Origin of the sequence: Pseudogemmobacter humi, assembly GCF_900609055.1 — a bacterium.
In the GTDB taxonomy this organism is placed as follows: Bacteria; Pseudomonadota; Alphaproteobacteria; order Rhodobacterales; family Rhodobacteraceae; genus Pseudogemmobacter; species Pseudogemmobacter humi.
In genome coordinates this window covers 1-13033 of sequence record NZ_UXAW01000072.1, presented here as the reverse complement: position 1 = coordinate 13033, position 13033 = coordinate 1, and the positions used below count along the sequence as shown (strand labels likewise).

General features: G+C 71.0%; 15 protein-coding genes. 6 read left to right on the top strand and 9 right to left on the bottom strand.

What is annotated here, in order from left to right; all coding sequences use genetic code 11:
• Positions 1 to 363: 363 nt before the first annotated feature.
• The 4 genes from XINFAN_RS12100 to cobU form a co-directional block, all read right to left on the bottom strand.
• Complete coding sequence (locus XINFAN_RS12100; RefSeq protein ID WP_124087128.1) at positions 364 to 1875, bottom strand: YifB family Mg chelatase-like AAA ATPase; 1512 nt, start codon at positions 1873 to 1875, stop codon at positions 364 to 366.
• 71 nt (positions 1876 to 1946) lie between these two features.
• A complete protein-coding gene (locus tag XINFAN_RS12095) occupies positions 1947 to 2639 on the bottom strand; it encodes a glutathione S-transferase (protein ID WP_233352198.1) in 693 nt (230 codons plus the stop codon).
• Positions 2640 to 2714: 75 nt separating this feature from the next.
• Positions 2715 to 3287, bottom strand: a complete 573-nt coding sequence (locus XINFAN_RS12090; RefSeq protein ID WP_124087126.1) for a histidine phosphatase family protein — start codon at positions 3285 to 3287, stop codon at positions 2715 to 2717.
• On the bottom strand, positions 3284 to 3829 hold the full coding sequence (gene cobU / locus XINFAN_RS12085; protein ID WP_124087125.1) for a bifunctional adenosylcobinamide kinase/adenosylcobinamide-phosphate guanylyltransferase: 546 nt from the start codon (positions 3827 to 3829) through the stop codon (positions 3284 to 3286). The genes XINFAN_RS12090 and cobU overlap by 4 nt, the downstream gene beginning before the upstream one ends.
• Before the next feature lie 93 nt (positions 3830 to 3922).
• Between cobU and XINFAN_RS12080 the strand changes: the two genes are divergently transcribed.
• The 4 genes from XINFAN_RS12080 (at position 3923) to XINFAN_RS12065 (ending at position 7585) form a co-directional block, all read left to right on the top strand.
• On the top strand, positions 3923 to 4738 hold the full coding sequence (locus tag XINFAN_RS12080) for a ChaN family lipoprotein (RefSeq protein ID WP_435530867.1): 816 nt from the start codon (positions 3923 to 3925) through the stop codon (positions 4736 to 4738).
• 61 nt (positions 4739 to 4799) lie between these two features.
• The gene (gene coaBC, locus XINFAN_RS12075; RefSeq protein WP_124087124.1) at positions 4800 to 5993 is read left to right on the top strand and encodes a bifunctional phosphopantothenoylcysteine decarboxylase/phosphopantothenate--cysteine ligase CoaBC; all 1194 of its coding nucleotides are present in this window, start codon (positions 4800 to 4802) and stop codon (positions 5991 to 5993) included.
• A 93-nt stretch (positions 5994 to 6086) separates the two neighbouring features.
• Positions 6087 to 6551, top strand: coding sequence for a dUTP diphosphatase (gene dut, locus XINFAN_RS12070; RefSeq protein WP_124087123.1), 465 nt, complete (start codon positions 6087 to 6089; stop codon positions 6549 to 6551).
• A complete protein-coding gene (locus tag XINFAN_RS12065; protein ID WP_124087122.1) occupies positions 6548 to 7585 on the top strand; it encodes a HesA/MoeB/ThiF family protein in 1038 nt (345 codons plus the stop codon). Before dut ends, XINFAN_RS12065 begins: the two co-directional genes overlap by 4 nt.
• On the opposite strand, the gene XINFAN_RS12060 is transcribed toward XINFAN_RS12065, so the two are convergent.
• A complete protein-coding gene (locus tag XINFAN_RS12060) occupies positions 7567 to 8157 on the bottom strand; it encodes a 5-formyltetrahydrofolate cyclo-ligase (RefSeq protein WP_233352197.1) in 591 nt (196 codons plus the stop codon). The genes XINFAN_RS12065 and XINFAN_RS12060 overlap by 19 nt on opposite strands.
• Before the next feature lie 170 nt (positions 8158 to 8327).
• On the opposite strand from XINFAN_RS12060, the gene XINFAN_RS12055 reads away from it, so the two are divergent.
• A complete protein-coding gene (locus XINFAN_RS12055) occupies positions 8328 to 9119 on the top strand; it encodes a transporter substrate-binding domain-containing protein (protein WP_124087120.1) in 792 nt (263 codons plus the stop codon).
• Positions 9120 to 9126: 7 nt separating this feature from the next.
• On the top strand, positions 9127 to 9918 hold the full coding sequence (locus XINFAN_RS12050; RefSeq protein WP_124087119.1) for an amino acid ABC transporter permease: 792 nt from the start codon (positions 9127 to 9129) through the stop codon (positions 9916 to 9918).
• Here the strand turns inward: XINFAN_RS12050 and XINFAN_RS12045 are convergent.
• The 4 genes from XINFAN_RS12045 to XINFAN_RS12030 form a co-directional block, all read right to left on the bottom strand.
• The gene (locus XINFAN_RS12045; protein ID WP_124087118.1) at positions 9912 to 11186 is read right to left on the bottom strand and encodes an NADPH cytochrome P450 oxidoreductase family protein; all 1275 of its coding nucleotides are present in this window, start codon (positions 11184 to 11186) and stop codon (positions 9912 to 9914) included. The two genes, XINFAN_RS12050 and XINFAN_RS12045, sit on opposite strands and share 7 nt — an antisense overlap.
• The gene (locus tag XINFAN_RS12040) at positions 11176 to 12174 is read right to left on the bottom strand and encodes an FAD:protein FMN transferase (protein WP_124087117.1); all 999 of its coding nucleotides are present in this window, start codon (positions 12172 to 12174) and stop codon (positions 11176 to 11178) included. Before XINFAN_RS12040 ends, XINFAN_RS12045 begins: the two co-directional genes overlap by 11 nt.
• A complete protein-coding gene (locus tag XINFAN_RS12035) occupies positions 12174 to 12806 on the bottom strand; it encodes a PepSY-associated TM helix domain-containing protein (RefSeq protein ID WP_124087116.1) in 633 nt (210 codons plus the stop codon). The genes XINFAN_RS12040 and XINFAN_RS12035 overlap by 1 nt, the downstream gene beginning before the upstream one ends.
• 8 nt (positions 12807 to 12814) lie before the next feature.
• Positions 12815 to 13033 (bottom strand): DUF2271 domain-containing protein (locus XINFAN_RS12030; RefSeq protein WP_124087115.1); only part of this gene is annotated, 219 nt, incomplete at its 5' end.

The following is a 13033-nucleotide window of genomic DNA, read 5'->3' as shown; positions in this document are numbered from 1 at the left end:
CAGCTTTAATGTCTCTTAAACAGCCATTTTCGGGCCTTCCGGCATGACGGGCGAGCTTGGCATCATTTACGCCTGCAAGCTCCTACAACCCAGTGTTTTTGATATGTATGACTTCTTCCGTCGTCCCGGTTCTTCGGGGTTCCTGAAGAAAGAGGTGTCACACGTTGGTCGGCCTGTTGCCCGCGCCCGGACGAAATCCGGGAGGCGGGCAGGAGGGTGATCCGGCCCTGGTTCCCCCCGAGCCGGCGGGAACCAAGGATACAGGGCGATGGCCGGTTCGCGCCACGGCTGCTGCCTTGAGCGACCGATCCGGCTGCCGCAGCAGGGGCAACCCTCGCGCGGTTTTCTCCGGCGCGCCGCCGCTCAGGACAGCCCGCCGCCCGGGACCAGCCGGTATCCCGCCGCTTCCGCGACGTGATTCTTTCTTACCGCATCGCTGCCGTCGAGGTCGGCGATGGTGCGGGCCACCCGCAGCAGCCGGTGATAGCCGCGGGCCGAAAGGCCCATCCGCTCGGCCAGTCGCCCGATCAGCTCGCGCCCGGCGGCATCGGGGGTGGCGAAGTGTTCCAGCCGCTCTCCGGCCAGGTCGGCGTTGGCAAGCGCGGTATCGCCCAGCCGTTCAGCCTGGATCCCGCGCGCCACGCTCACCCGCGCCGCCACCGTGGCAGAGCTTTCGCCCGCGGCGGGCAGGTCGAGGTCGCTGTAGCTGACCGGCGGCACTTCGATGCGCAGGTCGATCCGGTCCATCAGCGGGCCGGAGATGCGGCCCATGTAATCCTCGCCGCAGACGGGCGCGCGCGAACAGGCGCGGGCGGGGTCGGGCAGGTAGCCGCAGCGGCAGGGATTTGCGGCGGCGACCAGCAGGAAGCGGCTCGGATAGCGCACATGGGCGTTGGCGCGGGCGACCATCACCTCGCCGCTCTCGATCGGCTGGCGCAGCGCCTCCAGCACCTGGCGGGGGAATTCCGGCAACTCGTCGAGAAACAGCACGCCGTTATGCGCAAGGCTGATCTCGCCCGGTTTCGCGCCGCGCCCGCCCCCGGCCATCGCCGCCATCGAGGCGCTGTGATGCGGCGCGCGGAACGGGCGGGCGCGTGAGATGCCGCCCCCGGCGAGCAGTCCGGCCAGCGAGTGGATCATCGAGGTTTCCAGCGCCTCGGCCGGGGAAAGCGGCGGCAGGATGCCGGGCAGCCGGTTCGCCAGCATGCTTTTCCCCGAGCCGGGCGTGCCGGTCAGCAGCAGATGGTGGCGCCCGGCGGCGGCGATTTCCAGCGCGCGTTTGGCGCGTTCCTGGCCCTTGACCTCGCGCAGATCGGGGAAGCGGTCGGGCTGCGCGATCTCGCCCGCCCTGGCGCTGGCGATGGGCGACTGGCCGGTGAAATGGCGCACCACTTCGTCCAGCGAGCCGGCGCCGATCACCTGCGCCGCGCCGACCCAGGCCGCCTCGGGGCCCGAGGCGCGCGGGCAGAGAAGCGCGCAATCCTCGCCCGCCGCCGTCATCGCCGCAGGCAGCGCGCCTGCGACCGGCATCAGCTTGCCGTCGAGCGAGAGCTCGCCGAGCGCGACGGTGCGGGCGATCTCGTCGCGCGGCAGGATGTCGATGGCCGCGAGCAGCGCCAGCGCGATCGGCAGGTCGAAATGGCTGCCCTCTTTCGGCAGGTCGGCGGGCGAGAGGTTGACGGTGATGCGCCGGTTCGGCAGCGCGATCGACAGCGCCTGGAGCGCGCTGCGCACCCGCTCTTTCGCCTCGCTGACCGCCTTGTCGGCAAGGCCCACAAGGCTGAACCCGGCCGCGCCGGAGGAGATGGCGCATTGCACCTCAACCAGCCGGGCCTCGACCCCCTCGAAGGCCACCGTATAGGCCCGCGCCACCATCCCCGTCTCCGTCTTCGCCCCGGGGCGACCATGGCGGCAAACTGGTTATCGAATGGTAAACGCGGGTGGCTTTATGCGGGCGCCGCCGGTTCGGGCCAGGCGCGCTGCGGCCAGTCGCGGCGGTAGAGCGGCTGATCTGCGCCATCGGCCAGCGCCGCCGCCCGCCAGCGGCGGAACGAGGGATGCGCGAGATGGGCGGCCACATAAACCATCGCTTCGGCCCCGACGGGCAGGTTGTAACCCGCGATACGCGCCGCGACCGGGGCGAAGAAAGCATCCGCCGCGGAATATGCCCCGAACAGCCAGGGGGTTTTCGTGCCGCTCACCGCGCGGGCATGAGCCCAGAGTTCCTCCAGCCGCGCGAGATCGGCCAGCACCGGCGCGGGCGGGTCGCAGCTTTCATACGACACCCGCAGGTTCATCGGGCAATGTTCGCGCAGCGCGGCGAAACCGGCGTGCATCCCGGCGGCCAGCATCCGCGCGGTGGCGCGCGCGGCGGGGTCTGCGGGCCAGAGCCCGGCCCCGGGGTGGCGGCTCGCCAGTTCCTCGGCGATGGCGAGGCTTTCCGCGATCACCGCACCCTCGGGCGTGCGCATCGCCGGCACGGTGCGGGCGGGCGCATAGTCGCGCAAAGCGCGCGGCAGCTCGTCGGTATAAAGCCGCGCCGTATGGCGGCGCACCGGAATGCCGAAGGCGTCGAACAGCAGCCAGCCGCGCAGCGACCAGCTGGAATAGCTGCGGTCGCCGATCAACAGATCATACATGATGAATGTCTCCTTCGCGGCCCATCCTGGAGCCCGGGGCGCGCCAGGGGAAACGATGTTTCCTGCGCCGATTCATCACGGAATGTGATTGATCCGGTGCAGCCGCCCCGGCGCCGCGCCCGCGCCGATTTCAAGGCAGGTGACAGAGAGATTGTCGATCCGGTGCGCCAGCACCTCGCAGGCGCTGGCCTTCAGCGCGCGCTGCACGCCCGCGAGGATCGGGCCGAAATGCGCGACCACGATCACCTCGGGCGCCTCTCCGTTCAGCCTTTCCAGCGCGGCGCAGACCCGGGCGCTCATGTCCAGCCAGCTTTCGCCGCCGGGGGGGCGGATCTCGCCCGGGCGTTCCCAGAAGGCGCGGATCAGGTCGGGGCTCTCGGCCTCCAGCTCGGCGTGGAGCCGCATTTCCCAGGCGCCGAAATTCATCTCGCGCAGGCCGGGGTCGTGGGTCAGCCGACGGCGGCCCAGCACATCGGCGGTGGCCACCGCGCGGCACAGATCCGACGAGATCACCGGCGCGTCATGGGGCAGGAAGGCGTTCAGCCGGTCGAGCGCGGCAAGGTCCGACAGATCGGCGGGCAGGTCGGTCCAGCCGACCATGCCGCGCGCATGGGTCGGCCCGTGGCGCACCAGCCAGAACCGGGTCATGGCGCGTCCTCCAGCGGCGGCAGGGCGCCTTTCAGCGCCAGCGGCAGCCCGCAGATGACCGCCACCACCAGCCCGGCCGCGCGCGCGAGCCGCTGGTTCAGCCGCCCCTGTTCGTCGCGGAACCGGCGCGAGAGCGGATCGCCGGGCACGATGCCCTGGCCGACCTCGTTCGTCACCACGATCACCGGGCCGGGGGCGGCGGCCAGCGCGGCGAGCAGCCGGTCGGTCTCGGCTGTCAGATCGTGTTCCGCCAGCAGGTGGTTGGTCAGCCAGAGCGTCGCGCAGTCGAACAGGGTCACGCTGTCGGGCGCAGCCCCGGCCAGCGCCGGGCCTGGGTCGAGCGGCGCCTCGAAGGTCTGCCAGCCCGGGCCGCGCTCTTCGCGGTGGCGCGCGATACGCTCCTCCATCTCGGCGTCGAAGGCCTGGCCGGTGGCGATATAGCGCAGCGCCAGCCCCGGGGCGCGGGCAAGGCGCTCGGCATAATGCGATTTTCCGGAACGCGCGCCCCCGGTCACGAGGGTCAGGGCGGGAAGCGGGATCATGGGCGGAACTCCTTGGCGGCCAGCCTATACCGGCGCGCGGGCGGGGGCCAGCGGGGGCTTGAGCGGCATGCGGTTCCGGTGCATGACAGGGGCATGAAAACGCTCGTGAAACCCGTTGCCGCGACGCTCCTTGCCGCATTCCTGGCGCTGCCCGCCATGGCGCAGGAGATCGCCGCCCCCGACCTGGATACCCTGCCCGCGGCCGATGTCTGGTTCCTGGGCGAGGTGCATGACAATGCCGCGCATCACCTGGGCCAGGCCCGGGCGGTGGCGGCGCTGGCCCCGAAGGCGCTGGTCTTCGAGATGGTCGGGCCGGAGCCGGGCGATCTGCCGGCTTTCGACGATGCCGCGGCGCTGGCCGATGCGCTGAACTGGGGCGAAGGCTGGCCGGATTTCGCGCTCTATCACCCGATCTTCCTTGCCGCCCCGGACGCGCGGATCTACGGCGCCGAAGTCCCGCGCGAGCGGGCGCGGCGCGCGTTCTCGGAAGGCGCGGCGGCGGTGTTCGGGCCCGAGGCCGGGCGTTACGGGCTGGATACTCCGCTTGCGCCCGGGGACCAGGCCGCGCGCGTGGAGGAACAGTTCGCCGCGCATTGCGGGGCCATGCCGCGCGAGATGATGACCGGTATGGTCGAGGCGCAGCGGCTGCGCGACGCATCGCTCGCCGAAGCCGCGGCGCGGGCCTATGCCGAAACCGGCGGGCCGGTCGCGGTGATCACCGGCAACGGCCATGCCCGCCGCGACCACGGCGCGCCCGCGCTGCTGGCAGGCGCCGCGCCGGAGCTGCGCATCCTGACCCTCGGTCAGATCGAACGCGGCGGAGAGGCGCCCGAGGCGCCGCCTTACGATCTCTGGCTCCTGACCGAGCCCGCCCCGCGCGAGGATCCCTGCGCGGGCCTGAAGGGCTGAGGCGGGCATTGAGTTATCCCCGGCGCGCTCCTATGGTCCGGGCCGCAGCGGAGGGCATGGCATGCTGGTCGGAAAACGCATCACCCTGATCGTCGGCGGCGGTATCGCCGGTTACAAGGCGCTGGAACTGGTGCGGCTGTTGAAGAAGGCCGGGGCCTCGGTCACGCCGGTGCTGACGAAGGGCGGTGCGGAATTCGTCACGCCCCTGTCGCTGGCGGCGCTGGCGGGCGGCAAGGTGTATCAGGATCTGTTCGACCTGACCGAAGAGGCCGAGATGGGCCATATCCGGCTTTCCCGCGCCTCGGATCTGCTGGTGGTGGCGCCCGCGACGGCGGATCTGCTGGCGAAGATGGCGGGGGGCAGGGCGGACGATCTGGCCTCGACGCTGCTTCTTGCGACCGACAAAAGGGTGCTGGTCGCGCCCGCGATGAATCTGCGGATGTGGCTGCATCCGGCGACGCAGCGCAACCTCGCCACGCTGGAGGGCGACGGTGTGCTGCGGGTGGGGCCGGACGAGGGCGATATGGCCTGCGGCGAATACGGGCCGGGAAGGATGGCCGAACCCGAAGCGATCCTCGCCGCGATTTCCGCCGCGCTCGGGGCCGGGCGGCTGGCGGGCCGGCATGTGCTGGTGACCTCTGGCCCGACGCATGAGCCCATCGACCCGGTGCGCTATATCGCCAACCGCTCCTCGGGGGCACAAGGCACGGCCATTGCCGCCGCTCTGCGCGATCTGGGGGCTCGGGTGACGTTTGTCACCGGCCCGGCCAGCGTGCCGCCGCCCCCGGGCGTCGATGTGGTCGCGGTCGGAACGGCGGCGCAGATGGCGGCGGCGGTGCGCGCGGCCCTTCCGGCGGATGCGGCGGTGATGGCGGCGGCGGTGGCCGACTGGCGGATCGCGAACCCGGGCACGCAGAAGATGAAGAAGGACGGATCAGACCGCCCGCCCGCGCTGGATTTCGCCGAGAACGAGGACATTCTGGCCGCGGTTTCCAGGGGGGAGCCGCGTCCCCGGCTGGTGGTGGGCTTCGCGGCCGAAACCGAGAAGGTCGTGGAACATGCGACCGCGAAACGGCTGCGCAAGGGCTGCGACTGGATCCTGGCCAATGATGTCTCGCCCGAAACCGGCATCATGGGCGGGGCCGAGAATGCGGTTACGCTGATCGACGCGAACGGCGCCGAGCCCTGGCCCAGGATGGGCAAGGATGCGGTGGCGCGGCGGCTGGCGGAGCGGATCGCCAATGCGCTGGCGTGACCGGGCGACACCCGCGCGACGCAAAATTCTTGCAAGAATTTTGACCGGAATTTTGGAAAATTCCGGCCGCGAGGCGGCTGGCGGAGGAAGAAAATGGTGACGATCAGAGTGCTGCGCGAGGACTGGGCCGACCCTGAGGTGCCCTTGCCGGTCTACCAGACCGCAGGCGCGGCGGGCGCCGATCTTTGCGCCAATCTGCCGCCCGAACTGCGCGAAAGCGGCCTCGTCCTCGCGCCCATGGCGCGGGCGATCTGCCCCACCGGGCTGCGCGTCGAGATCCCCGAGGGCTATGAGATGCAGGTCCGCCCGCGCTCGGGCCTTGCCACGAAACACGGGATCACGCTCCCGAACACGCCGGGCACCATCGACAGCGACTACCGTGGCCCGCTCGGGGTGCCGCTGATCAACCTGAGCGACGCGCCTTTCGTCGTCCGCCATGGCGAGCGGGTGGCCCAGGCGGTGATCGCCCCGGTGATCCGCGCCCGCTACGAGATCGCCGGTGCGCTTGGCGAGACAGCGCGCGGCGCGGGCGGTTTCGGCTCGACCGGGCTGAAATGATCGGCCTCATCGGCTTTTTCGCGACCGGACTGGCGGGCTGGCTGTTCTCCTGGCCCCGGCGGCTTTTGCTGGCGCTGGCGGTCTTGTGGTGGGCGGCGCTGGTGCTTGCGACCTCGCCCCTGGGCGCGCCGGGGCTTGAGCGCAGCCTCGGCAGTTTCCGGTTCTGGCTGATCGCCGGGCCGGTCGCCGCGCTGATATGGGCCTATCGTCACTGGCTGCAAACGCTGCGGGCGAAGGCCGCGCCGCCGCCTGCGCCCGCGTCGGACGCGGCTTTCACCCCGGCCGAGGTGAACCGCTACGCCCGCCATATCCTGTTGCGCGAGATCGGCGGCCCCGGCCAGCAGCGGCTGAAGAATGCCCGGGTGCTGGTGGTGGGGGCGGGGGGGCTCGGCTCGCCCGCGCTGCTTTACCTTGCGGGGGCCGGCGTGGGGGTGATCGGGGTGATCGACGACGATACGGTCGAGGCCTCGAACCTTCAGCGCCAGATCATCCACAGCGACGCGCGGCTCGGCATGCCCAAGGTGTTTTCGGCCGAGGCGGCGATGAAGGCGATCAACCCGTTCATCGAGGTCCGCCCCTATCATCGCAGGCTCGATCCCGGTGTCGCCGCCGCGCTGATCGCGGATTACGATCTGGTGCTGGACGGGACCGACAATTTCGACACCCGTTTTCTGGTGAACCGCACCTGCGCCACGCTGGGGAAGCCGCTGATCGCCGGGGCGATCACCCAGTGGGAGGGCCAGCTCTCGCTCTGGGATCCGGCCCGGGGCGGGCCGTGCTACGAATGCGTCTTTCCCACCCGTCCGGCCCCAGGTCTGGTGCCGACCTGCGCCGAGGCCGGGGTGGCCGCGGCGCTGCCCGGGGTGATCGGCGCGATGATGGCGGCCGAGGCGATCAAATATCTGACCGGCGCGGGCGAGGGGCTGCGCGGGCGGCTGATGATCCACGACGCGCTTTATGCCGAGACCCGGATGATCGCGGTGAAGCCGCGGCGCGGCTGCGCCGCCTGCGGCGGTCAGCCGCGCAGGACCTGAACGCCTTCGCCGGTGACGATGGCGTCGAGAGGGATGTCATGCGGCTGCGGATGGATGGTTTCGATCTCTGCGGCTTGCGAGCCGACGCCGATCACCAGCGGGCGGGGTGCCAGCGCGGCCAGCGTGCGGTCGAAATAGCCGCCGCCATAGCCGAGCCGGTAGCCCTGCCGGTCCCATCCGACCAGCGGCGCCAGCGTCACCTGGGGGATGATATGCGCGGGATCGGCGGGGACGAGGATGTTCCAGTGCCCGCGCTCCATCGCCGCCCCCGGCGCCCAGGGGCGGAACACCAGCGGCGCGGCGCGGGTCTCGACCACCGGCAGCGCGGTCCGCGCGCCCTGCTGGTGCAGCGCGGTCAGCCAGGGCCGCAGATCTGGCTCGGATTTGATCGGCCAGTAGCCCGAAACCACCAGCCCCGCCGGGCCGGAAAACCGGGCCGCCAGCAGCGCGTCGAGATGGCGTGCCAGGGCCGCGGCCTCGTCCTGGCGCGCGGCCAGCGGCCGGGCGGCGCGTTCGGCCAGCAGCCGCTCGCGTTCCGCCTTGCGCCATGCGGGAACCTGATCGGGGGTCATCCTCTGCCCTCCTGTCTGAGCGCTCAGCCCCAGTCTGGCAGATTCCCGGGCGCGGAAGCCACCGAAATCGCCGGTTCCCGGCCCATCCGCGCCGCCCTTGCCAGCGACGGGGCCTGGCGGCATAGTCTGCGGCGGATGCGCGACGAGCCCTGACGATTAGGAATTTCCCGATGCGACTGCGCCTTGCCCTTGCCGCCCTTGCCCTTGCCCTTGCCCTGCCGGGTGCCGCCCCCGCCCAGACCCTGCCCGATCTGGCGGGCCGCGAACTGGTGGTCGCCACCGAGAACACCTATCCGCCGCTTCAGTTCATCAATGGCGAAGGCCAGGCCGTCGGGTGGGAATACGATGCCGTGGCCGAGATCGCGCGGCGGCTGAACCTCTCGGTGAAATACGAGAACATCGCCTGGGATGCGATGATCCCCGCCCTGTCCGAGGGGCAATATGACGTGGCTATGAACGGCATCACCATCAAGGAGGAACGGCTGGAGGCGGTGGACTTCTCGGTCCCCTATATGCTGTCGCAGATGCTGATGGTGGTGCGCGCCGACGAGACGCGCTTTGACGACGCCGCCTCTTTCGCGGCCGACCAGAGCCTTTTGATGGCGGCGCAGCCGGGCACGACGCCGTTTTACGTGGGCGTCTACGAGGTGCTGAACAGCGACGAACAGGACCCCCGGATCGTGAAGTTCGAGACCTTCGGCGCCGGGCTCGCGGCTTTGCGCGCGGGCGATGTCGATCTGGTCCTGTCGGATTCCACCGCGGCGCATGGCTATGTCGATGCCTCGGAGGGCGCGCTGAAGATCATCGGCGAGCCTCTGGGCGCCGAGGAATTCGGCTTCATCTTCCCCAAGGGATCCGATCTGGTGGCGCCCTTCGACGCCGCCATCGCCGCGATGGAGGCCGACGGCACGCTCGATGCGCTGAACCGCAAGTGGTTCTTCGACTACAAGATGGGTCAGTAAGCCCGGAATGATCCAGCCGGAAGAGAAGGATTTCCCCTGGTGGCTCGTCGTGCTGGCGGGGCTTGGCCTCTGGGTCTTTGCCGGGGTGCTGTCGGATGCGCATTACCGCGCGGCCTTGTCGATGCTGGCGCGCGGGATCCGGATCACGCTGCTGGTTTCGGTGGTGGCTTTCCTCGGGGCCTCGGTCCTTGGGCTGGGGCTTGCGGTGATGTCGCTCTCGCGCCGGGTCTGGCTGCGCCAGATCGCCCGCTTCTATATCGAGGTGATGCGCGGCGTGCCGATCATCGTGCTGCTCTTATATGTCGCCTTCGTGCTGGCGCCGGGGCTGGTCGCGGCGCTGAACTGGGCGCTGGCGGCTTTCGGGCAGGAGCCGGTCAGCGCGCGGGGGTTCTCGCTGCTGTGGCGGGCGGTGCTGGCGCTGACGCTTGCCTATTCCGCCTTTCTGGCCGAGATCTTCCGCGCCGGAATCCAGGCGGTGGACCGGGGCCAGACCGAGGCCGCGCAGGCGCTTGGCCTGAGCCCGTGGCAGCGGTTCCGCTTCGTGATCCTGCCGCAGGCGTTCCGGCTGATCCTGCCGCCGCTTGGCAACGATTTCGTCGCCATGATCAAGGACAGTTCGCTGGTCGCGGTGCTGGGCGTGACCGATATCGCGCAACTCGCCAAGATCACCGCCTCGACCAATTTCCGCTATTTCGAGACCTATAACGTCGCGGCGCTGCTTTACCTGACGATGACCGTGGGCCTGTCGCTGATCCTGCGCCGGATCGAGGCGCGGCTCAGGCGCGGGCGCGCTCAGTAGACATCCTGTTTCAGCCGCCCGTTGCTGCGCAGCCTTTCCAGCCCTTCGGTGCCGAGAACCGCTTCCAGCGCGGCCAGCACGTCCTGCGCCATGCCCTCGCGCCTGCCGCACAGGCAGATCACCGCGCCGTCCGCGACCTCGCGGCGCAGCATGCCGGCCTGCGCGCGGACCACCTCCTGCACATAGCGCAGCGGGCCGCCGTCGCGCGAGAAAACCCGGTCGAGCCGGGTCAGCACGCCCCTTTCGGCCAGGTCGTGCAGTTCCGCATCGAAGATCGCATCCGACCGCGCGGCGCGTTCGCCATGGATCAGCCAGACCCTTCCGGCGCGCGTGAGCCCTGCCCGGTGGCGTAGATGCGACAGCAGCCCGGCCAGGCCCGAGCCGTTGCCGATCAGCACCAAGGGCGCCTGATCGTCATCGACGTGGAAACCGCTGTTCGCGCGGATCCGCAGGCGGACCTCACCTCCCGGCTCCAGCCGGCACAGAAGGGGCGAGCCCGCGCCGCCCGGCACCTCGCGCAGGATCAGTTCGGCCCGGCCCGAGGACGGCAGCGAGGCCAGCGAATATTCCCGGATCAGCTCGCCTTCCGGGCGGGGGATGGCGATCCCGGCGATGTCGCCCGCGCGCCAGGCGGGCAGATCGCCTTGTGGTTTCAGCACCAGATGCCAGAGCGGCGCACCGGGGCTGCCGGGGTTCAGGTGGCGCCGCGATACCAGCCGCCAGGGCGCGTGACCGGGCCCCTCTGCCGCGTGCAGACCGAGCCGGTCGAGCCCGCGCTGCCACAGGGCCAGCGCCTCGGGGTGATCGCGGTCCAGCTCCACCCGTGGAAACAACGGTTGCGCCCCGCAGGCGCGCAGCCAGTCCTCCACCCGCCGTCCAAAGCCGCAGAAATGGGGGTAACTGCGGTCGCCGAGCGCGAGGAAGCCGTAGGACAGATGCGTCAGCCGCTGCGCCCGGGCCATCATCCGCGCGAAAGCGGCGGCATTGTCGGGCGGATCGCCCTCGCCGGTGGTGCTGACGTAGAACAGGGCGCGGCGCGCGCCTGCCAGTTCCGCCGGGCCGATCCGGTCGAGCGGCAGGATGGTCGCGCCGGTTTCCGCCGCCTGGGCGCGCGCCAGCATCTCGGCGAAACCGCTCTGGCTGGCGTAGCCGATCAGCAGGCTGCCGCCCGCCCCGCCCCGGTGGCGCAGCGCGATGCGCAGGGTCAGCGCCGCCCAGGCCAGGGTGACCAGCGCGGCAAGGATCCAGTCCGAGGGGTCAGCCGTCATCGCCTGTCATCCGCTCCATCGCCGGGGTGAGGATCCGCGCGCCGCCGTGCCGCAGCATCAGCGCGGCGATGCCGTGGCGGCGGGCATGGTCCAGAGCGCGCTCCGCCCCCATCACCATCAGCGCCGAGGCCAGCGCATCGGCCTGCATCGTATCCGCCGCGATCACCGAGACCTGGGTCAGGTCGTTTTCCGCCGGCCATCCGGTCGAGGGGTCGATGGTATGGGCATAGCGCCGCCCGCCATGCCGAAAGCAGCGCTCGTCGCCCGAAGTCGCGAGGCCATGTCCGTTCAGCGCCACCAGCACCCTGGGCAGCTCCGGCGGCTGTTCGATCGCGACCCACCAGGGCCGCATGTCGGGCTTCAGCCCGCGGGCGAAACACTCGCCGCCGATCTCGACCAGGTGGTGGCCCGCGCCGATCCCGGTCAGCGCCCGGCTGATCAGGTCCACCGCCAGCCCCTTGGCGCTGCCGCTGAAATCGAAGCGCATCCCGGGCGGGCGGCGCAGGCGGGTGCCCTCCAGCGAGACCCGCCGCCAGCCGCTCACCGCCCGCGCGCGGTCGATCTCCGCCGCCGCGGGCGGGGCCTGGCGCGGCCCCGGCGGGCCGAAGCCCCACAGATCGGTCAGCGCGCCCAGCGTCGGGTCCGAGGCGCCGCCGGTCTGCGCGGCGATCTCCATCAGGGGCGCGAGCAAAGCGCGGAAACCGGGCGAGACGGTCAGTTCCTCTTCCGGCGCGGCGTTCAGGCGCGAGACCTCGCTGTCCGCGACCCAGGGGCTGAAGAGGGCAATGATCCGCGCGAGTTCCGCGGTGATCGCGCCGCGCAGGGCGGCCCCGGACAGCTCCGGCGGCGCGAACAGCCGCACCGACCAGGTGGTGCCCATGCTCTCGCCCGCCAGATCCAGCGCCCGCGCGCCGGGTGAGGGCGGCGACAGCGGCGCGTCAGTCACGGCGGGTGGCAGGATCACCAGATTGGGCGGGGTGTCGCGCATCAGTGGATGAACAGCAGCGCGATGATGACGGGCAGCGCAAGGCTGGCCCAGCCGAGCGGCCAGGTCGCCGGGCGCAGCCGCGCATGCATCCACAACAGCCCGAGGCCGGTGAGCGTGAAGATCACGCAGGCCAGGGCCAGCAGGTCGATGAACCAGGACCAGGCCGCGCCGGTATGGCGGCCCTTGTGCAGATCGTTGAGCCAGGCCAGCCAGCCGCCGTCGGTCAGCCGGTAGGTGGCTTCGCCGCTGGCGCGGTCGATGGCGAGCCAGGCGTCGCCGCCGGGGCGGGGCAGGGGGATATAGACCTCATCCGGGCTGGTCTCGGTCGGCCGCCCGGCCAGCGAAACCCGGAACTCGCGCGCGGCCCAGTCGGCCACCGCCTCGGGGACGGGATCTTCGGTTTCATCCGCGAAGGCGGCGATTTCCGCCGCCAGCGGGGCGGGCAGCGCAAGGGTGATCTCGGTCGTCTCGGGGCGCGCGGCGAACAGGCCCGCGTTGTTCAGGGTGAAGCCGGTCACCGCGAACATCAGCATCCCCGCAAGGCTGATCGCGGCCGAGACCCAGTGCCACAAACGGAACTGGCGCAGCCAGAAGCTGCGCCGCGGGTCCGCGCTGATCGTCCGTGCCTGCATCTCGTTTCCTATGGCGTGACCCGGACGGACAGCCGGCTCAGTTCGCGCTCGCCCGCTGCCTCGGCGGTGCTGGCGGCGCCCCAGGTGAAGGGGGTGCGCAGGATCTCGCGCCCGCCGCCCTCGCGCGAGACCTCGACGGCGAGGACATATTCCCCCGCGGCCAGCGCGTTCAGCGTCGGATTGTCGGCGGGAACCTCGATCCGGTGGGTGCCGGGCGGGCGCGAGAT